General features: G+C 49.0%; 16 protein-coding genes. 2 read left to right on the plus strand and 14 right to left on the minus strand.

The window, feature by feature from the left end; translation table 11 throughout:
* The first annotated feature begins 96 nt into the window (after positions 1-96).
* Complete coding sequence (locus tag RB298_RS17840; RefSeq protein ID WP_486047815.1) at positions 97-1,893, plus strand: hypothetical protein; 1,797 nt, start codon at positions 97-99, stop codon at positions 1,891-1,893.
* Between the two features lie 87 nt (positions 1,894-1,980).
* On the opposite strand, the gene RB298_RS17845 is transcribed toward RB298_RS17840, so the two are convergent.
* The 8 genes from RB298_RS17845 to RB298_RS17880 all read right to left on the minus strand — a co-directional run bounded on the left by RB298_RS17845 (position 1,981) and on the right by RB298_RS17880 (position 10,678).
* Complete coding sequence (locus RB298_RS17845) at positions 1,981-2,439, minus strand: hypothetical protein (RefSeq protein WP_192572160.1); 459 nt, start codon at positions 2,437-2,439, stop codon at positions 1,981-1,983.
* A gap of 202 nt (positions 2,440-2,641) precedes the next feature.
* Complete coding sequence (locus tag RB298_RS17850; RefSeq protein WP_096775550.1) at positions 2,642-2,992, minus strand: DUF2512 family protein; 351 nt, start codon at positions 2,990-2,992, stop codon at positions 2,642-2,644.
* 146 nt (positions 2,993-3,138) lie between these two features.
* Positions 3,139-4,560: a sensor histidine kinase gene (locus RB298_RS17855; RefSeq protein WP_486047818.1), complete on the minus strand. Its 1,422-nt coding sequence runs from the start codon at positions 4,558-4,560 to the stop codon at positions 3,139-3,141.
* Positions 4,561-4,563: 3 nt separating this feature from the next.
* Complete coding sequence (locus RB298_RS17860; protein WP_213578213.1) at positions 4,564-5,271, minus strand: response regulator transcription factor; 708 nt, start codon at positions 5,269-5,271, stop codon at positions 4,564-4,566.
* A gap of 95 nt (positions 5,272-5,366) precedes the next feature.
* On the minus strand, positions 5,367-7,571 hold the full coding sequence (locus RB298_RS17865; RefSeq protein WP_486047821.1) for a M1 family metallopeptidase: 2,205 nt from the start codon (positions 7,569-7,571) through the stop codon (positions 5,367-5,369).
* Positions 7,572-7,598: 27 nt separating this feature from the next.
* Positions 7,599-7,964, minus strand: coding sequence for a YxeA family protein (locus tag RB298_RS17870; RefSeq protein ID WP_192572164.1), 366 nt, complete (start codon positions 7,962-7,964; stop codon positions 7,599-7,601).
* A gap of 25 nt (positions 7,965-7,989) precedes the next feature.
* A complete protein-coding gene (locus tag RB298_RS17875) occupies positions 7,990-9,924 on the minus strand; it encodes an FtsX-like permease family protein (RefSeq protein WP_486047852.1) in 1,935 nt (644 codons plus the stop codon).
* Positions 9,911-10,678 (minus strand): ABC transporter ATP-binding protein, encoded by a 768-nt coding sequence (locus tag RB298_RS17880; RefSeq protein WP_096775544.1) that lies wholly within the window; start codon positions 10,676-10,678, stop codon positions 9,911-9,913. Before RB298_RS17880 ends, RB298_RS17875 begins: the two co-directional genes overlap by 14 nt.
* 153 nt (positions 10,679-10,831) lie before the next feature.
* Between RB298_RS17880 and glsA the strand changes: the two genes are divergently transcribed.
* Positions 10,832-11,773, plus strand: coding sequence for a glutaminase A (gene glsA, locus RB298_RS17885; protein WP_192572165.1), 942 nt, complete (start codon positions 10,832-10,834; stop codon positions 11,771-11,773).
* Between the two features lie 110 nt (positions 11,774-11,883).
* On the opposite strand, the gene RB298_RS17890 is transcribed toward glsA, so the two are convergent.
* The 6 genes from RB298_RS17890 to RB298_RS17915 form a co-directional block, all read right to left on the minus strand.
* Positions 11,884-12,561, minus strand: a complete 678-nt coding sequence (locus RB298_RS17890) for a serine/threonine protein kinase (protein ID WP_192572166.1) — start codon at positions 12,559-12,561, stop codon at positions 11,884-11,886.
* A gap of 158 nt (positions 12,562-12,719) precedes the next feature.
* Entirely contained in the window at positions 12,720-16,445 is a 3,726-nt protein-coding gene (locus RB298_RS17895) for a non-ribosomal peptide synthetase family protein (RefSeq protein ID WP_486047824.1), read from the minus strand.
* A 46-nt stretch (positions 16,446-16,491) separates the two neighbouring features.
* On the minus strand, positions 16,492-18,264 hold the full coding sequence (locus RB298_RS17900; protein ID WP_452520512.1) for a methyl-accepting chemotaxis protein: 1,773 nt from the start codon (positions 18,262-18,264) through the stop codon (positions 16,492-16,494).
* A 492-nt stretch (positions 18,265-18,756) separates the two neighbouring features.
* On the minus strand, positions 18,757-19,089 hold the full coding sequence (locus tag RB298_RS17905; protein WP_375119618.1) for a thioredoxin family protein: 333 nt from the start codon (positions 19,087-19,089) through the stop codon (positions 18,757-18,759).
* 39 nt (positions 19,090-19,128) lie between these two features.
* Positions 19,129-19,467 (minus strand): bacillithiol system redox-active protein YtxJ, encoded by a 339-nt coding sequence (gene ytxJ / locus RB298_RS17910; protein WP_009591778.1) that lies wholly within the window; start codon positions 19,465-19,467, stop codon positions 19,129-19,131.
* A 124-nt stretch (positions 19,468-19,591) separates the two neighbouring features.
* Positions 19,592-21,211, minus strand: coding sequence for a histidine kinase N-terminal 7TM domain-containing diguanylate cyclase (locus tag RB298_RS17915; protein WP_486047828.1), 1,620 nt, complete (start codon positions 21,209-21,211; stop codon positions 19,592-19,594).
* Positions 21,212-21,411 lie beyond the last annotated feature (200 nt).

The raw sequence follows: 21,411 nt of genomic DNA on the forward strand, positions 1-21,411 counted from the left end.
CTTGGGCTCATCTTTTTTTGAACTATCAATGCTATAATAACCCCGTTTACTAAACAGAGAATACGTGGAGTTCTCGCAGAGAAACGGAGGGAAAACATGAAAGTGAAAGGTTACCAGAAGCTTGCTAGCCTCTTGGTTGTTATGCTTCTGGTGGGGCTGCATACCCCGGCTTACGGCGAAAATAATTCAAAAAAAGCGACTTGGATATGGCAGACGGACCTGATACGGGATGGCGGCGAAGAGCTGCTTGATTTTTCCCGCGAAGAAGGCATTAATCTGATCTACTTGCAGATCGATCGTCAGCTGTCGTCGGAGATATACGAGGCGTTTATAGAGCGTGCGCATGAGGACCAAATCGCGGTCCATGCCTTGGGCGGAGACCCTAGATGGGCACTCACCGAACATCTCGATGACATGCTCGGTCTCGCTGATTGGGTAATCGACTATAACGGCAAGGTTGCGGCAGGTGCCCGATTCGACGGGATTCATCTGGATGTAGAACCGTATGTGCTTGCCAAGTGGCAAACTGAACAGGACCAAATCATCACCACCTGGGAACAAAATCTTAAGGCGTTCCTGAGCCTAGCTTCCGGAAAGGGACTCGAGCTTGGGATCGATATTCCTTTCTGGTTTGACCAATACGCCTTGGCGGATGGAACCGGACTTAATGAATGGCTGATCGGTGCGTTTGACCATGTTACCGTCATGGCTTACCGGAATGAAGTGGAATCCGAGCATGGGATTCTGGACTTGACGCGGGCTGAGCTTGAGCTTGCCGACAGGCTTGGGAAACAGATTCTGATCGGTGTTAATACCAAGGAGATGCCAGGCGAGTCTTATACCACCTTTTATGGACACGGGAAGGACAAGTTGAATCAGAAATTGGATCATCTCTCCAGTGCGCTCGGTTCTTATCCATCCTTTGCCGGTGTCGCAATCCACGATATTCGCAACTGGCAAAACATGTCTGCTGATGAGATCGTTCCCCCTGGAAGCACGGATCCCGTTTCCCCGTCACCGGCCCCGGAGCCGAATCCAGAACCAGAACCCGGTGAAGGCGATCGCGTGCCGGATGCGGATCCGGTGACGAGGGATCCTATGGTAAGAGGCACTTATATATGGGAAGCCCATGAAGTCGTTCAAAACAGTCAGGAAATTCTTGATTTTGCCAAAGAGAAGAAATTGAACTGGCTATATGTACGCCTTGATCTGGAACAGCCGTACAGCTCGTACTCGTCGTTTGTTAAACAAGCGGCTGCGGCAGGAATCGAGGTTCATGCCATGGGCGGACATCCGATATGGGCCCTTGAGGAGAACCGGCCGAGAATGATGCGGCTCGTCAATTATGTGAAGAGCTACAATCGCGCCGTTGAAGGCGATGAGCGTTTCCACGGCATTCACCTGGACATTGAGCCCTACGTGCTGCCGGCATGGAAAGAGGATTCGCAGCAGGTTATTTCAGAATGGACCGCGAATCTGGATGCATTCGTTACGGAATTGAAAAAGGATTCTTCATTGGAAGCCAGCATGGATATGGCCGTGTGGTTGGATAAATATAAAGTCACCGGCGAAGACATGTCGCTCAGCAAGTGGATGATCAATCGTATGGACCATGTTTCCCTCATGGCCTTCCGGGATGTAGCGGAGGGATCCAACGGCATCGTCGGGGTTTCCAAGGAAGAGATTGCATTTGCCGATGAGCTGGGCAAGCCCATCAAGATATCGGTAGAGATCAAAGCCAGTCATGAAGGCGATCATATCACCTTCCACGAAGAAGGTGCCGCCTATATGGAGGAAGAGCTTGCCAAGCTGCCTGCTTTATTAAAGGATTCACCTTCCTTTACCGGCAGCGTCGTGCATGCTTATGCGTATTGGAAAAGCGCGAAGCCGTAAAATGTAAGAAAGAACATAACCCCATTGCTCATAAAGGAGCGATGGGGTTATTTCATTGACGTTTCAGCCGGTGTGACTTGACTCTCTTCATTGCATCGTATATTTTGCTTGTACGGATGGTAGTATCGTGGCCATCTGGATCATCAAACCAAGCATGGCATATACCAGATGTATGAAGGAAACGGAATCCAGGATATACACCTGAACCATAATCCAGATGATTAACTCAAAACCCGAATATAAAGAAAAGGTCCAGGACCAATGCTTTTCTTTGAAAATATTGAATCTTTGAGCTGCGTCCCACTCCCACTTTAGAATCAGTCCGGAAGCCGTGATCAGAGGCAGGATGCCAAACACGCAGAATAAAAGAATGCCTGGAATTAAATAATCAGGAAAGAAAGAGTCCTGCAATAATGAGCTGGGCATCCCAATGAGTTCACCACTAGGATCCGTTATAAGCATCGTTCCCCCTGCCAACGCGCCGATCGCCAAGAATGCTTGAAGGCCAATCAATGCATGGGATCGCTTCCCTTTGATATTGACCATCTCCTAACAGCCTCAATTCTCTTTAAGATTCGAAGGTCGCCTACATCGAATCTATTCCCTCTTCTCTAAGTAAGAAATAATATTTGTCACAACGCCACGGCAGCTGGTCCAAGACTCAGAGAATAAAAAAAGCCTGATTACTCAGGCTAAAGTGATATTGCTTATAGAAGCGCAAGTCCGTGATTCATTATGCAATGCGCAGTTACGAGGCTCGCTGTTTTTTGTTAAGAAGATGCTCGCCCCTGATCCAGCTATGAAAGAAATACTCAAATGCCCCCGCAAGTACTGCCAGCAGCAGAATCTCCGAGAAATCAATGGTCCAGTTGGCAGCGGCGCCGATGATCCACAGCATGACAAATACCAAGCCGGCATCCGCTATCGTGGCGATCATATTGCTGGTGCGAGGCAGAATATATAAATCCCCTACCAAGTAAGCAATGATGGCGATCCCCACTGCCGTCAATAGGGCACCGATGAACGAAGCATCGGTTAGGGAAACCAACAGTGCCGTAATCATAACCCCATGCACCAATAACTTAACAAGCAGTTTCATAATGATACACTCCTTTTTACGGTAGTGTATCCAGCTTGCGCTATGATTACTCCGGGTTATTCCCGGCCGTGAGGGATTTGACGAGCCGCGGGAAACCTTGGCCATCGTCCGCATAACGACCCAATCTGGAAGGATAGCCTCTGTCTCTACGCTAGGCGAAGCTTGATTTCCGCTATCGTGCCTTGGCCAACCTCGCTGCGAACCTTAATCTCCCCGCCATGGGCGATGACGATATCACGTGTAATAGCCATGCCAAGCCCCGATCCCTTATGGAGCTCTCCCGTATTCGTCCCCCGGAAATAACGGTCGAAGATTCTTCCGAGTTCTTCCTCCTTAATGCCTTTCCCATTGTCCTCCACCCGAATAAGAATATGATCCTCGTTCTTCTCGACTTGAACCTTGATCGCAACATCCTCGCGGTTATGAACGATTGCATTGAAAATCAAGTTGCTGATCGCCCTGCGGATCAGGATATCGTCAACCTCGACTTGAATGGCTTCATGGCTGCTACCAAATTCAATGTCCCGATTGGAATAACCTGGATTGTTCAAGGTATCGATCACGGCATTTCGGACCAGACTAACAATGTTTATATGCTTCTTATTCAGCATCAGCTCTTTGTTCCTCAAGCGGGTCGACAGATTCAAATCCTCGATCACGTCCCGCAAATAGATGGATTTACGTTCAATGATCCCGGCATAATCCCTTATTTCGTCTTGCGAGAACTGGTACTCCGTATCCTTCATCATTTCGGCATAGCCTTGAATCGAAGCCAGGGGCGTTTTGATGTCATGCGAGATATTGCCGATCCACTCTTCCCTCATCGCATCCAATTTTTTTCTTTCCTTCTCGCTTGCTTGCAGCTCTTGGGATAGAAGATTGATGTTGGCAAACACATCCTTGTACACCCCTTTAGGCTGGTGATAGATGTGATAATTACGGTTCGCCAGCCGCTTAATGCTGTCGATCAGCATAAACATGGGTTTGGTCAGCCGCTTGCTGAAGATATATGCGATACATAAGGCGATGAATCCGTCAACGATGATGAGGATCAAGCTAAAGATCTTGAACGTTTGTACAAAATTTCGAGTGTCGATCGTGAGCACTTGCCGCTCCAAGTATGGAGAAGTGAAGCCAACCAAGTAACTGAAACGATGATCGGAGTATGTTTTCTCGCCGATAAAGACGGTTGATAGCACGTCCTTCTCGATGTACTTATAAATTTGCACCATATCAATCGGAGTGTATTTCGTTTTCGCTCCTTCAGGAGCCCGATAACGGTAAATTTCCCTGCCATCCTCATCCAAAACCTGAAGCCAGGCCTCATTCTGCTTCAGAATGTCCTTGCCCTTCTCGCTCACGGAAGCACCGGATTCCGAAATCACGATATGCTCCTTGAAGGATCGGGAAATCGCCTCTGCCGAGGTTTGCCTGCCGGCGGTCAGGAAATCCTCATTCATCGATTGCACAACAAACAAGCCGATGACAACGATGATATTCATAATAATCACGATGACGACAATAAGCACGACGGAGACCAGATACCTGCCGGTAAGCTTCCACCTCATGCCTTATTCTTCCTCTACGGCTAGCTTATACCCAAGGCCTTTTACCGTCAGCAGATAACGCGGATTGGAGGGATCCTCCTCGATTTTCTCCCGCAGTCTTCGGATATGCACCATCACGGTATTATCGAAGCCGAAAAATTCCTCGCCCCACACCTGATCATATAAACTTTCCTTGCTCATGATCTGGCCCGGGTGCTTGAGCATCAGCGTCAGCAATCCAAGCTCCTTCGGTTTCAGCGGAATGACCTTGCCGTTCTTCTTCAGTTCGATCTTTTCCTCATCTAATTCAAATGGTCCTACTTGAACAAGACGATTCGGCTTTTCCTCTTGCTGAGGCATTTCCGGTCTGCGAAATCGGGCTTTTATCCGGTATGCCACTTCTTTCGGGCTGAATGGCTTCGTAATGTAATCGTCACCGCCGATGGCAAAACCCAGGATTTTATCAATCTCCTCCGTCTTGGCGGACAAGAAGAATATCGGGACATTGGAGATGCTGCGGATTTTCTTGCACACCTCGTAGCCTTCTCCGTCGGGAAGCATGATATCCAGGATAACGATATCGGGCTGACGCTGCTGAAATTCAATCCATGCTTCCTCTGCCGTAGCTGCGGTGTACACCTGATCGATCCCCTCTTTGATCAGCACGGTTTGAAGCAGCCTGACAATATCGGCTTCATCATCAACCACTAGTACTCTTTGATCAAACGCCATTTGATTCCCCCCCTTGCTATAACAACCATCTTACCCACTTGGCAAGCTGCTATTCAATTACGCCAGCCTGCTTGAACTCGTAATGATATCGGCACTTATTCCGCCGAGAAAAACTTCGACAATGGATTCACCACTTGTTTATCTAACAACACCTTCCCCGTCTTGTCCAACACATAGTACTGATAATAAGCGCTCGTGAATCCGAGTGATTCCTGCATTTTTGCCATGTACGTCTCCATGGCCTCGTCTGTTATATGATCACCATTCCAGAAATAGTGCAGCAATAAGCGATTTTGATTAAATGGATGCTTGATCACGTACGCTCCGGAAGCACTCGGTTGATTCATGGTATCCTTCCAGGCAAAGCCCATTTTGTTGGCCCGATCGACGATACCGGATTTCAGGGCCTGGATCACCCCGTTCGTTTTACCGTTGCCGATCACGATCAGGTTGTTGGTCCCCAGTTCCTTTTTCATTTTCTTTTTCAATACCTGGCGATCCCGAATGACCTCGTATTTCACTCCGCTGATATCCATAAGCATCGAGAGCTGGTTTACCATGGCTTCTTGCTGTTTGCGTGTTCGCCTGCTTGCTTGATCGCTCAGGACGATCGATAACGGCTCTCCCTGAAGGGCCTTATCCATGATACGGCTCATCGTTTCGTAGGGCAAATCTGGAATTTGGGTTAAGGCCGATTGATACAGCAATTGAAACTGGTCATGCATATAGGCGGTTTTCTCTTCCTCTGTCAGCTGGTATTCTGGCTTTAGCACAAAACCCGGTTGATATAGCGCGGCGGCCATTTCGTTTCGCGCCTCATTTCCGAGCACGTCGTCTATCGTTTGGAGCAGCCCCTCAATCGTAGCATTTTTGTAGACATAGCGTTTGAAATATTCCCTCATCATGCGGTCAAACTTCTCTTCGCCCACGGAACGATACAATTGGTAGATCGCTTGGCGGCCTTTATCGTAATATACCGGACTAGCCATATCCCCCACCTCGTCATTGTTTGACGCTATAGCAAGTTCCAGCGAGGAATCGTCAACTTGAATGGATCTAAAGCCATTCAGCTTATCCCCCTGCTTCTCGGCAAAATACACCTTGGAAAAATCGGCGAAACCTTCATCGAGGAAAGACTCCGTCTCCGAATCGTTCCCGATCAGCGCGTGGAACCATTGATGAGCGATTTCATGAACGAATACCGTATCCTGCGCCGGATCAGCCTGCCCCTGAACTTGCCCCATTTGAATGACACGCGAATATTCGATAGCCACGCCCTCTACATATGACTCCACGATGCGAAAATCTGGATATGGATATGCGCCGTATTTATCACCAAAGAATTGAATGGCCTTAAATGCTTGATCAATATACCGGTCTATGATCTGTTTCTTTCCCGGTTCGTTATCAAAATAAAAATATTCGATCGTCAACCCGTCACGCGTAACGCTGTCCACCTTGAAATTGGGACTGGCAAAGAATACGAATTCCCTTGTATTATTGGCAACAGCCGAAACGACTTTGCGGCCGGGTTTCACGTCATTCCGTGTCGTTATCGTGCCTGGCATCGCCACTTGATAAGCATCAGGAACATTGATATCTACTTCATAATCCGCAGAAGTATAATAATCGGTCTCGAACGTTGAACTGTAAGGGGTAGTATTCCATTGATGCTTATCCTCGTCATAGACCGACATGACCGGAAACCAGTGAGCGCCATTCACAATATCATGGTAATACGATAAGCGCTGTGAGCCATACGGAATCTTCAAAGAAAAATCCATATATACCGTGATCGATCCGCCAGGCGGCAAGGGCTGCCTCAATTGAACGGTCAAAGCCTGTTCTTTATCGCTGAAATCAAGAGCTTGACCGCTGGAGGTCACATTCTCGATATCAATGCCGCCAAGAAAATCCTCCGGTTGTTTATCCGGATGGTTCTTGCTGATTTCTTCGTTTGATCGTTTAAACATGGACGTCTGCGTTGATGCCGAGCGGTTGGCGTTGGCATATGTATGGAACGCCAGCTCACTCAGCGTATCTTGGCTGGTGTTTCGATAGGTGATCCTGCTGCTTCCCTGCATGGTCATATCCTTCTCATTCAGCCTAGCCTGAATATCGTAATGAATCGGTGCTTGTGCTTCAATATCCGCTGCGATTGGCGCAATCGTTGAAGCTGGCGCAGCTTTCGCCGCCGCACTTCCCGGTCCGATGACCGGGCCCGCCGCCAAAGTCAATGCGAGCGAGCCGATGATCGTTTTTTTGGTCAAATTCGCCGTTCTACTTCTCAATGAATTCATCATGTTATCCCCCTAAGATACGATCCCTTATTTCCCTAAAGCATCAAGCTTCAGCTTGGCTGGTCCCGGCAGCTCGCTGGCCTGTACCTCTTGATAGGAGCTGACGCCTGTTTTTTTAACATAGACACGCAAGTAAGCTTCCTTACGCAGCTCTTTATGCGCTGTAAAGGTTAATGTCTTTGCCGCTCCCTCTTTATCAAAGCCCTCCAAATTGTATTCATAGTAGACGTATTTTTCTCCATTATCAGACTTATCTTCTACTCGCGTCCCTTCTTGAACTTGCACAAAATATTGATCCGTACCGAGACGATTCATGTTCACGTTCTGAATGAAGATGATGAATCCGATTAGGAGGACGGCTAAAACGCCGCCGAAGATCATTGTTTTTTTCATGGTTACTCTCCTTTTCTTGATAAACCTATTTGTTTTTCGTTACGATTCTATAGTAGGCATTCACGGTGACTACATAGTAGATGAGATAGATGCAAGTATATACGCCCATACAGATCACGACCGGTATCACCAGATTCATGTTTAGAAGCCTGGACAAGGCTATCAATGCTACCGAGCAGTGGGCAATGCCGGCGATGAGCGGCAGCGCAAAGATAAACAAAACCTGGTGGGCGATGGTTTTTCTGACCTCGCGTTTGTTCACGCCGATTTTACTTAATATCCGGTACCTTGCCTTATCCGAGTTCGCTTCGGTTAATTGCTTGAAGTATATGATGCTGCCGGTCGCCGTGAGGAACACGAGCCCCAGGAATCCTCCCATAAATATCAACAGGCCCGACGATTCCATTCCTCTTGCATAATCCTGATAATAGCTTGCGAATCCCGCGCTTTCCGGCAGGACGCCCTCAATTTCCTCCGTTAACTGCTTTGCTTGGTCCTGATTCGATATGCCGTATGCTTCCAGGCTAAAAGATTTATTTGTCTCCTTCTCCAATTTCGCAAATAACTCATCGCTTAAGACGATGGTGGAGTACACCGTCCCCATGTTCAGCACACTGAATTTCTTCAATTCCTTAAAGGTGATATCATGCTCCTGGTTGTTCTGCATAAGCTTCACCTTCGAGCCCACATACGCCGGCGATATGCCTTCGTAATAAACCGGGTCCAGCACAGCAGCCTCATCGCCCTTTAATTCCATGGCTTCCTTGCGGCCCTGCAGCTTCGCCAGCTCGTTAAAATCCTGATTGGATATGGCGCTGTAGATCTGCATGTCATACGAGAATGCCGCATCAAGTCCGCTGACATCGGCATCCACTTCAAGGACAGGCACGGTTGCATGGTACAACAGCCCATGGTCCGATGAGGAGGCGATCAGCTCGTCGATTCGTTTGGTTGTCACGTCATCGCCGCTAATAAACGTCATGCTGTTCGGGTTTGCTAGCGAGGCATTGGCTGCATTGCTGTAATAAAAGCTGTAAGCCGTTCCGACGGCGGTAAGCGTCGTTGCGCTTAGCACCGCAATGATGGTTAACGTACGAGCATTGCCTTTGATGCGATATAGAAGCTGGGAGATGCTGATGATGTTCATCCCGTTCCAAAATCTGTTCTTGTTATTCCTGGATAATTTCAACAAGGTTACGGTCAGGGTGCTGAACAGCAGATACGTGCCGATAATCACCGTTATGAGGATGACGAGCGGCGTCAGCATGAATCCCATCGCTGCCCATACCTTGGATTGCAGCAAATTCTGCAGGGCCAGCCAGTAACCGACGCCAACGAACACCAGCGACAATATGGCGGTAATCCATGAAGCCTTGGGTTCCTGTTCTCCCTCCTGATCCGCATGAAACAATTCAATCAATTTGAACCGGTAGATCAATCGGTAACCCTGCAACGACGTAATAAGCGTTATGATCATGAACACGATGGTGGTGTTGATGATGGCCTCGGGGGATATCGAAAAGCTCGTTATCGCGTCGTAACCCATCACCTTCATTAACAGGGAAACAAAAAATCTGGCGAGCACGGATCCGAGAGTTATCCCAGCCAGCAAAGCCAGCACGCCCATCAGAAAGTTTTCATAAAATAACATCAGCCCGATCTGTTTCTTCCTAACGCCAAGCAGCGAATACAGTCCGACTTCTTTCTTGCGTTTGCGGGTAAAGAACGAGTTGGAATACCAGATGAAAACAGCCACGAAGATGATCAGCACGACGGCGGCAGCGCTAAAGGCCGAACTGATTTTGGTCGACCCCTCCGCAGCGGACTGTATCGCCGTATCATATTTCAATGAAACAAAAGTGAAGTAAATGACGATACTAAAAATCATCGAGGCGAAATACAAAAAGTAATTTGCGAGATTTTTGCGGATGTTTTTTCTGGCAATGCTAAACAGTGTCATCATGTTCACCCCCAAGCGCGGCCAGCACTTCGAGTATTTGATCAAAAAATACCTTGCGCAATTGGTCTTCTCGATGGAGCTCCTGGTACAGCCGGCCGTCTTTTATGAAAATGACGCGTTTGCAGAAGCTTGCCGCATAGGCATCGTGAGTGACCATCAGGATGGTGGAATGATGAAACTCATTCAGTTTCTTTAAACTTTGCAGCAGGCTGGCCGCCGACTTGGAATCCAGCGCCCCTGTCGGCTCGTCCGCCAGGATCAGACTAGGATGGGCAACGATGGCGCGCGATGCTGCGGTGCGCTGCTTCTGGCCCCCCGAGATGTGATAAGGATATTTGCCTAAGATATCGCGAATGCCGAACGTGTCGGCGATTTCGTTAACCCGCTTCTCAATCTCCGCGGCAGACACCTTGGACAATGCCAGCGGCAGTACAATATTTTCTTTGACGGTCAGGGTATCCAGCAGGTTGTAGTCCTGAAATATGAATCCAAGCTGATTCCGGCGAAAATCGGATAACTGCTCCTCGTTCATCGACAGGATATGTTGTCCGGCAATGGTAATATCGCCTGCCGTCGGTGTATCGATCGTCGAGAAGATATTCAGCAGCGTGGATTTGCCGGCCCCGGAGGGTCCCATAATGCCGACAAACTCGCCTTCCTGAATCTCAAGATTGATATCTTGCAATGCCGTATATGAATTTCCTTGGATACCGAATATTTTTTCTACATGTTTTGCCTGTAATATGGTTGTCATATGGCTTCTCCTTCAAGTCGTCGTTTGTTAAGCACAGATGTAATTATAGAAGGCGAACCTTACACGATTTTTATACGAACCTTACATAAAGCTTAACAAAACAGCAGTAACGACTCGGACTCATCAATATGTATCCATGGAGGGGTATAAACGATGACATCTCCCGACCTCGAAGCCATCCGGCAGCGGCTGCCGGACTGGCTGAAAGCAAGCTCGCCATGCTCAGACAGAGGTAAAGTCGCCTCTTACATTCCCGAACTGTCCAAAGCTCCACATGATGCCTTGGGCATTACCCTTCTAAGCGCTCAGGGAGAATCCGTCACAGCCGGGGACTGCGGGCTTCGTTTTACGATGCAAAGCATCTCCAAAGTATTCACGCTGATCCTGGCACTGATGGACAATGGAGAGGAAACCGTTTTTGGCAAGGTTGGCATGGAGCCGACCGGAGACAACTTCAATTCCATGTTGAAGCTGGAGCTGGTTCGGCCCGGCATTCCCTTCAATCCGATGATTAATGCAGGCGCGATTACCGTTTCTTCCTTGATTAACGGAAGCAGCCCGTACGAGAAGTCAAGTAGAATTCTTCAGTTTCTTAAAGAGCTATCCGGGAACGTCAACTTGGATTATGATATGGGCGTTTATCGCTCGGAATCGGATACCGGAAATTTAAATCGTTCCATAGCGTTCTTTTTGAAAGAAAACGGGGTTCTCAGCGGAGATGTTGAAGAGGTGTTGGAGGTATACTTCAGGCACTGCTCCATTGTTGTGGATTGTGCCGATTTAGCCCGGATGGGCTTGGTCCTGGCCTGCAGCGGTTTGGATCCGCTAACCGGCAAAACGCTCATTCCTCGCAGGTATGTTCAAATCGCCAAGACGTTCATGACGACATGCGGGATGTACAACGCGTCGGGCGAATTTGCCATTCAGGTAGGATTGCCGGCCAAAAGCGGCGTTTCAGGAGGTATCTTAACATTAGTACCGGGACGTTACGGCATCGGCGTGGTAGGCCCGGCACTGAATGATAAAGGGAACAGTTATGCCGGCGTGCATCTCCTGCAAACCTTGTCCCGGGAGATGGACTGGAGTATGTTCTAAGTAAAAATCCCCCTGAAGCAAGAGCATATGCTTAAGGGGGATTGATTCGCAGCCTTTTTCTCAAAAATAATAACGACAACATTCCTGCCATCTTCGTATGAATCCAACTGCTATTTTCTGAAAAATAATCTGCCGATCCGATCCGCGAACTCCTGCATGTTCACGCTGGATGGATCAAGACGGTAATATCCGTTCTTCACGGCTTCCAATACCCAGAGCGGCAGCTTCTTGCCCTCAAGCAGCGGATATACATTGTCGTAAGCCCACATGAGATGCTCCCATCGCTTGTCGTTGCCATCCTGAACATACTCGGATACATCGAGCACTTTCCCTCTGCCGTCCTGCAGCAGTACATTCTTCAAATGAATGTCCCGCGGGTTCAAGCCCTTGCTACGCACGAAGGAGCGTGCTGCTTCGACATCCTCTATGACCTGCCTAGGAACGGGCACACCATAGAGCAAGCAATCGTACAAGGTTAATCCGGATTCATGGCTGATCGCTACATACCGCTCGCCTGTCCCATAAAATACAGGAAAATAAGGACTGCCCATCAGCTCTTGATAGACCTTGATCTCCGCTTCCTTCTTGGGCAGCGCCTCCACAGCATACAATTTATAAGCATATGCCGGCATAGGTTCATAGACGAATACCGCAGCATCCGTGCCGATTCCGACACAGCGCAGGTCATCCGATTCGCCTTCAATCGTTACCGGGTCGTTGGTGCCATTCTTGATCACTTCCATGCAAGCCAGCGCGGATTCTGCCTGCTTCCATTGTTCGTTATTCATGGGCCACCTCATTTGGTGATTATGGACTTAAATCAGTATGATCGTACCATAATCGAGCCCTAAAAACATCTTTGCCGCCTTGCCGTACCATACGCACAAAAAATTACAAAAAAACCGCGAAAGCATTCGCGGTTTCTTGCTTGCTAACCTGAATATCGTTACTCAGGCTTCACGAAATATCCAATGCCAGCGGCATAATCCATCATCTTTTCAAAAAACGGCTTGTCCGGCACAGCGCATTTCACGCCCGTGTTACGGAGGAATTCCGAAGTTTGCGGACAAGTATACCGGTAAACGGAATTCTTCGCCCCGTCGCCTTCAAACTGTGCCATGGCCAGCTCCAGGCCTTCCTTGTTCTTCGGCTGCTGCGGATCCAATAACCATGCCTCGTATTCCTTCCAGTCCATCAAGGCAATGTCATATCCATAATCTTTAAAATGCTCCACCATATCCTCGTAAGGAATGGCAACCGGATTGCAGATATGGAATACTCGGCCGACGGTCTCTTGCTGAAGCAGCAGCGCAGTAATCGCTTCCCCCGCATAGTTAATCGGCGTAATATCCACTTGCCACTTCACGCTAGGCGCTTTCTTCAACAGCACCATCGCCTTCAGCATGCGATAAAACGCGTTGTTATCTATGTTCTTCTGAAATTTTCCGTTCTCGGAGTGACAGGACAAATTGCCGACCCGGTATACCGCTGCCGGAATGCCTCGTTCCTTACCGGCTTTGATGACCAGCTTCTCGGCTTCCAGCTTGCTGTTCGTATAGACATTCTCGATGGACGACTCCTCGTAGCCCGTTCCGGCAACGATCGCCTCCCATTGGCCGCCCAGCGCCAGGTCCTCCGGAATGCCAAGCGTAGATATAAAATGGAAGCGGGTATTAGGTTTCTTTTGGGCCAAAGCAAGTAGTCTGTCCGTGCTCTCAACATTAACTCGGGCAAAATAGTCGGCATCCCCGAAATGCTTCACCTCAGCTCCGCAATGAATGATGGAATCGATGCGCCCTTCAATCAGGGCCAGGTCTTCTGCCCCAAGCCCCAGAGACTCCTGCTCCAAGTCGCCCTGAATCGCGATCACCCGCTTGTCCATTCGAGACTTTATGTCTTCGCCAAAATATCCCGTCATGACCTGCTCCAGGCGAATATACGGCTCCATCAGCTTTGAAGGCCGAACCAGGCAATATACGGTTGCGGTGGATTGATACAGCAGTTCGTGCAGCAAATGAGATCCCAAATACCCCGTTGCGCCGGTTAGCAAAATATGCTGCTGGGTATACACTTGTTCCGAAGCATGATTGACAGGAAAAGAAATCGGATACTCCGCCAAATCCTGAATCGGGAGATCCCGTTCCTCCAATGGATCGACCAAGATATCCTGGCTGCCTAATTCCGCAACTCTCTCCGCTAGTTTCGCTATGGTTGGAAATACAAAGAAATCATTGATCTTCAACTGCGGATATCGAGGCTTAAGGAGGACCAGAATCTCCAGGATTTTCAGCGAATAGCCGCCGATATCGAAGAAATCGTCGTGGATGCCGATTTTGGTTTGTCCCAACGCTTTTTCCCAGGCTGCGGCGATATCCCGCTGGGTATCGTTAACCGGGGCTTCGTATGGGGAGTTATCCTCTTCCGCCTCCATCGACAGGTCGTATATAGCCAGCTTCTTGCGGTCTATTTTACCCGTCGGGGACAACGGCATTTCTTCCACGAAACCGATGTATTTAGGTACCATGTAACTCGGCACTTTCCGGCTTAAGAATTGTACCAATTCCTTGGCAGGGACGGCCTGTCCATCATGTGAAGTGTAAAATGCCGCCAGCATTTTGCTTCCGTCCTCATCCGTTCTCGGAATGACTGCGATATCCTTCACGCACTCATGCTTTGCCAGATTGTCCTCGATCTCCCCGATCTCAATCCGGAAGCCTCTGATTTTCACCTGTGAATCTTTTCTTCCCCGGTATTCCACCTGCCCGTTCGGCAGCAGCCGCACCAAGTCGCCCGAACGGTAGTACTGTTTGCCTGATTCGGGCGTTATCGGATCCGGAATGAAGGCTTCCTTGGTCTTCTCGGGCTGATTCAAATATCCCTTGGCTACGCCTACCGAGCAGATGAGCAATTCCCCCGTTACGCAAGTCGGACATAATTCATCATGTTCGTTTACGATATACAATTCATAGTTGGCAAAAGGCGTACCGATATACACGGTGGCCAGATCCTCCGAAATCGGATAATCCACGACATGCCCTGTTGCCACGACGGTCGTTTCGGTAGGGCCGTAAAGGTTCACGATTGGAATCGGAAGCTTCTTCCGGAACATGCGAACGGTTTCTCCCGCCAAAGCTTCCCCGCCGACCACGATCGTTTTGATGTTACGGTATTTGTGTGTGTCCTCCATCGGCAAATACGCTGCCAATTGATTGAAGAACACCGTAGGCAATATCGCGACGCGCGTTGCGTTGGTGTCTGCCACCGCTTCCGTAAAGGCATCTATGGAGAAGCGCTGCTCATCCGATAGGAGATGCAGACGCGAGCCGCAAGCCAGTGAGCCGAATATATCGTAAACGGAAGCATCAAAGCTGAATGTGGAATATTGAAGAATAATATCCCGTTCGCTCATCTGCAAATTCTCCCGATTGGCCAGTGCCAGATTCACGACGCCTTGATGGGCGATCAATGCGCCCTTCGGTTTGCCTGTAGAACCGGAAGTATAAATGATGTAGGCCAGATCATCGCCCGTCACGCCCACGCCGCAAGCTTCTGCCGGATAGGAATAGACATGGTCATCGAGACAGAAATATTCCGGTTTGGTTTGGACTTGGGCCAATAGTCCATTCAGTTTCGCCGTGAAATCCGGATGCGTCAGAATGATGTTTGATGCCGTATCCTCGATAATATAGGCATTTCGTTCATCCGGATGGGAAGGATCCAGCGGGATATAGGCTCCCCCGGCTTTGAGGACGCCGAGCATGCTGATAATCGTATCGAGGCTTCTCTTCATAAATATCGAGACGAACTGGCCTTTGCGCAGCCCCTTGGCTATGAGCATATGGGAAATTTGGTTCGACTGCCTGTCAAGCTGTTCGTACGTGATCTGCTCCTGGCCGGAAGATAATGCAATTCGCTTCGGATATTTCTCCACAACCGCAGCGAACATTGCCACGAGCGTCGGATCTTCCGGAAGCTCCATCTTCGTGTCGTTGAGGATTGCATAGGCATTCCGGTCCTCTTCCGTCAGCATAGGCAGACGGCTAACCGGCATCTCCTGATGTTCAAGAGCGGCTGCCGCAAGCAGCTCGAAATGCCTGCTGAATTTTTCAATCGTTTCTTCTTTGAACAATGGCTGGGCATAGGAAACATAAAGTGTCCATTGATCCCTTTCCTCCTCCTGAACCACCCAGTTCAGCCCGCTTACACCGTAGGCATAGCCGTTGCCGTTCCGGCCGTAAATCGTCCGCAGATGGAGCGGCTGACCGATAAAACCTTCGATGTCAGAAAGGGAAAGGATGCTTGCTTCAATCTGCTCCATCTTGGCCGAAATTTGCTCATACAAACGAGCAAATGAATCATTTTCGCTTATGCTCACTCTTAGCGGAAGCAAATTGCCCTTCTCATTGTTCACGCCGATCAGCAAATCCGAATCGTGCGTCATGCGGTACAGAAACACCGCATAGCTTGTCAGCATCCATGACTTGATGTTATACGCGTCGCGGAAACGCTGGATTTTACCGGTTTCGATACGAAGGGGAATCGCCATGCGGTCGAAATCTTGATGCTGAAGATGCGCTGGACCATCGGTGTACAGATAGAATCCCGGTAAAGGTAGCTGCAGTTCATTCAACCAATATTCTTTGCCTTGTTCGATCATCAACGTAGTATTCAAAGGTTTCAGCTCCATCTTTTTCTATGCTTTTTCTATTCCGGCGTCATTACACTCGCAGTCTGTTTACGAGAGCCTCCAGTTCGGCGGACACCTGATTGATCTGCTCGGCAGACTCGAAGATTTTGGCGAAGGAAGCCTGCTGCTCCTGGGCGCTGATACGGATCTCGCCCGACACGGTCGAGTTCTTCTCTGCGAGCTCAGCCAGTTGTTTAATCGCAGCGGTGATCTGTTCGGTCTCGGCCACCATCTGCTGGGTTGCTGCAGACACCTCTTGAATTTGGCTGGTTACCGTATCCGTGGCCACCAGCATGCCTTTGAACAGCTCGCCGGTTTCTTTGACAACTTCCATTCCCTTGGCGACGTTGTGTTCGCCTTCGCTGATGGCTTCTACCGCGGATGCCGTCTCCTCCTGGATGTAACGAACCAATTCAATGATTTGGTCTGCCGATTTTCTCGATTCCTCCGAGAGCTTCTTCACTTCGCTGGCAACGACGGCAAAACCTCGGCCCTCTTCGCCCGCTCTGGCCGCCTCGATTCCTGCATTGAGCGATAACAAATTCGTCTGAGAAGCGATCTCGGTAATAACCTGTACGATCTGTCCGATCTCATGGGAGCGGTTCTGCAGCTTTTCGATGATATGCACCGAATTTTTGACCGAATGATCAATCGAATTCATCTGCTCGATCACCTGTTCCACATTGTGGTTCCCTCGTTCCGACTGCGCCTTCATCTGGATGGATATTTCGGATAAATCCGATGTATTGCCGGCAATCGTCGATACGCCGGATGAGATCTCCTCAAGCGACACCACGCTTTCCGTAATGGAAGTGCTCTGGACAGCGACCCGATCGGACATTTCCTCCATGTTCTTGGTAATCGCCGAAGAATTGTTATTGTTGATTTCCACGGCCGAGAAGAGGAACTTGGACTGCTCAGCGGATTGCTCCGACACCGATTTGATCGTGGTAACAAGCTCATTGATATGATTCACCGTCGTATTGAACTTGGCATTGACCTGCCCGAGTTCATCGTCGCCTGCTTTTAACTGAACCGTGAAATCGCCTTTGCTCAGCTTGTCCAGCGCTCCCATTAAAGCCTGAATCGGGGCGAATGTGCGTCTAATCGTGAAGTACTGCAGGGCCAATACGATCAGCAGGGTGATCAACAGCGCAAAAAGCGTGTTGGTGAGCAGTTCCTGCTTCCCGGAGGCGATCAAGCTGGCATCCACGTCGATGCCCATGTAAGCGAAAATTTCTCCGTTCGAATTCTGGAAGGGATGCAGCACGGTGATCCACGTCCCGTAATTGTCTGTATACGCTTTGGTATAAACGATTTTTTTCGTTTTCATCATTTCACGGACCGCGTCGGCATGAATTTTCGGCTGTTCATATAGGTCGCCCAGATTTAAATTCTCTTCGGCAAACATGTCGAGCACCGCCGTAGGCATAGCGATAATCGAGGTCTTGTTGCCGTCCTCCAGCTCAGGTCCAAAAATATATCCTTGCGCGATGTTAGGATACGTAACGGACAGCTCATCAAACGTGCCGGTTAGTTTCTTCTGTATGTCCGAATTCCGGTCGGTGGAACCTTTAACCGCTTCAGCATCTTGAACGGATACGGACTTGACCAAAGTATCCATGATTTTCCCCGAATCGGATTGCAGCTGCTTGGTCAGCACGTTGTCCTGGATATAAAAGCTTGCACCAATGACGATGGCGCCCGTGATCATGATGTAGAGACTTGTCCATATCATGTTTCTTGTAACAATGCTAAGATTTTTGAAACGCATACCTTTAGAGAACGTTTTTGTCTTACTCACTCGGTGTCTCTCCTTTGATAACTCATATGTATTTTCATATATAACAGGGATCCCTTTTAACTCACTTTTCGCATCACCTACTTTCCTGGATACAATGAAAATTTCAGGAATTTTTTCGTTAATACATGACCGTTTTCAAAATTATTCAGATGTAAAGAAGCGCATTTCTTCCTCCGTTATGATTCTGGTAAAGGGGTGTTTCTCGAAAACGTCTTGTTATGCGAAACAGGGGAACAACGATGCATTTGCTCTACATGGTTCCATAAACCTCACATCTTTTGCACTATTAATAGATCGGCTATTCCATGTCGATTTTTAATACTTTAGTAACATTCGAGTGCAAATAAGTCCCGGTTTCCGACAATTATTCGAACTTTCATCCGTAGGGATTGCGTGAAGCAGCATCACAAAACAAACGCAAAAAGGCGAAATTCCGGTAAGTCAGAAGACTTTGGAATATCGCCTAATGCATTCATTGCATGAAAAAGAGGCCTAGTTAACGAAATTCATGATTTGATTTAATTTTCGCTCTAACTCCCCGAACTGTACGAATCGATCTTCCCTCACAAGCTCTTTGCCCTCTACGAATAGGAGGAGCGCTGGTGCGGTGAATATCAAAAATCTCGAAGCGATTTCCCCTACCGCTTCGGCCTGGATACGGCCCAACGAGATACGCGGGAACTGTGTTAACAGTTGTCTAAGTTTGGGTAATATCGCATGGCATACGCTGCAATCTTCCCGGGATACATATACAAAACTGAAGGTGTGATCTTCAATAAATCGTTCGATCGCCTCGATGGATGTCAGTTCTTCCAGATCTTTCATGATGAACACCTTGCTTTCCGTCGACATGCAGGCTGTTGTTCAGTCCAGAACGGCTGTGATGTGCTCCGTTGTTACCGCCCAATGGGAAGCCGTCCAGTACTTCGCTTGGTCCTTGACGTAGATGATTTGCGGCGATTCATGCTTCACGTTCAAATCCTCGGCGATTTTATTGGAAACCGGACGGGATTCGATGACTTTGACCAAGGTGTAATCCACATCGCCGTTTGGCGTCTTTTTCAAATAAGATTCAAACTCAGCCAAAGCGTTGGCGCTAACCGGGCATGTCGTGCTGTGCTTCAAAATGACTTGACCGCGTTCGGAGGATTTTTTCAGAATGTGGTCCCATTCTTCCAGTGTCGTGATTTCATTCCATAACATATGATTCTCTCCCCTTAGATGTGATATATCGCATTGCATTCATTATACAACCAATAGCTATTATACACATAGATTCCGCTATTTTTCATATGAAGGTTCAATTGAGCCTGAGTCTATGCTGGTATTACTCCTCATCCGACACCCGAACCGTGTTCCGACCGGAGCGTTTGGCTTCGTATAGCGCGCGATCCGCCTGCTTCAATACCTTCTTTAATTCAGTATCCCACCAAGCTTCTTCTGCTTCCGCATCGACTGTGCCGTTATGGGAGCTTGTCTTTACCGCGGCAACGCCGAAGCTGGCTGTAATCATCAGCGGTCCTTGCGGCGTAGTCATCGGCTGCGTTAGCAGCTTGGCACGGATCCGCTCCGCAGCGGCAGTTGCCTCCGATGTCGAGAGACCGGGCATGGCAACGGCAAACTCTTCGCCGCCATAACGGGCGAACAGGTCCTCAGCCCGCAGAGTCTTCCGCGTTAATTCGACGATGTGCTGCAGGGCTTGGTCGCCAATATCGTGGCCGTAAACATCGTTGATTCGTTTGAAATGGTCGATATCGAACAGCAGGAAAACGAGCGGCTCACGATTCCGAACCGCCTGATTCAGAAGGGCGTAACTGAGTTTCATAAAGTGCGAGCGGTTATAGATTCGGGTCAAACCATCGTAGTAGGCCATCTGTCGCAGCTCCTCCTGAAGACGCGCCTTATCGGTCACGTCGATCAGGACGATTAATCGTCCGGCCTCTCGTCCTCTCTGGTTGCGAACGGTAGAAGACCTGATCTGATAATGAAGCGAATGGTTACCTAATTGCCAGCGAATCTCTTCAATGTCCGCTTCCCCCGTATCCGGACCTTCCCGTTCCACCATACCGAAAATGGGCTCTGCGGTGTGAAGCTGCCACATCTCATGTAACGGTTCTCCAATGGCCGAAGGGCTCAGCTCCGGCATCATGGCTGCCGCAGCCGGATTGAAGTCAACCAAACGGTTGTCCAGATCCAATACGAGGACGCCCTCCCGCATGCTCGTAAAGAGATTGTCCCTTGCAATCGGCGCAACATGAAACAAACCCTTGGATGTCAGCGCCCAGAGATAAAGGGCCGAGGTCAACGTCATGATGACGGGGATCGGGTCCATTCCATCGGGCGTGAGTCCGCCAAGATAGAGAAAATCGCTGATAAGGGGCAGGACAAGACCCATCAGCATCGTGCCCAGCTGAAAGCGGTAGGATGGCATCTTGCGCCAGCTTCGAAGCAGCAGTACGACCCCGCCTATCAAGCAGGCGAAAGTGTAGGCGCCTTGAATGATATACCAGGGTCCGGCCACGATATCCACCTTCAAAGCGGAAACGTCCGGCCGTAATAGGATATCCCGATAATATAGATGATGTCGTTCGTTGGTCATAACAAGCAGCAGGGTTACGACCGGTATGATAAACATTGAAATCAGCAGGCCGGGTCTCAAATATCGTTCCATGCCCAAATAAGTCAGAATGATCAATAAATTAAGGGGCGGTAAGAACGGCATCCCTAGATATTCAAACTTGATCCAGAACTGAATCTCTTGAAGCGAACGGCTGGACAATTCGAGTGCAGCACCGAATGTATAAATCGCGGCCAGCATGCTGAAGATGAAGAAGGTTTTTACCGTTGCAAGCCTAGAGCGTCCTGTCAGCACGTAAAGACCCATGATAATGTTCAATACACCTGCCGTGACGATCAGCGTAATAACAGCGGAGTAAGGTGTTCCCATTATGTAAGCTCCAAATCTGCGTGTGGTGAATCGGCCATGATCACCGATCGAATCTTATTCCGATCGTACCACAGTACACCTATCGGAACAATGTTCCATCTGTTGGTAGCTTGATACCTACTGTTGCAAACGATGCGCTCTCGTGAAAGGTACCGCTGACTTCGGTCCTCTTGCCCGATGCTCCTCCATGCGGGTGAATA

The sequence above is a fragment of the Priestia sp. BR_2 genome, from assembly GCF_041954005.1.
Lineage (GTDB): Bacteria > Bacillota > Bacilli > Paenibacillales > Paenibacillaceae > Paenibacillus_AQ > Paenibacillus_AQ lautus_A.